The organism is Ochrobactrum sp. SFR4, assembly GCF_019730395.1.
Taxonomy (GTDB): domain Bacteria; phylum Pseudomonadota; class Alphaproteobacteria; order Rhizobiales; family Rhizobiaceae; genus Pseudochrobactrum.
The window spans coordinates 1-242 of record NZ_JAAPBB010001249.1; the positions used below are offsets into that span (position 1 = coordinate 1).

Consider the following 242-nt stretch of genomic DNA (forward strand, 5'->3'; position numbering starts at 1 on the left):
TGGCCTTCCATATGGTTGCGGATGCAGATCCGAACAGCCCGCCGCCTCCGGGCGTCACCATTATGGAAGATTCAAAAGATCCGAATATCAAATATCCGATTGAAGATCAGGTCGCACTTAGCGGTGAACGTCTGACTGATGCCCGCGCCGGATTTGATCAGCGCTCCAATGAGCCGATCGTCTCCTTCCGTTTCGACAGTCAGGGTGCCCGCCAGTTCGCTGAAATCACCACAAAGAACGTT

The 242-nt window shown here is 53.7% G+C and carries 1 protein-coding gene; it reads left to right on the forward strand.

What is annotated here, in order from left to right; translation table 11 throughout:
- Positions 1 to 242 (forward strand): SecDF P1 head subdomain-containing protein (locus HBA93_RS23015; RefSeq protein ID WP_221724775.1); only part of this gene is annotated, 242 nt, incomplete at both ends.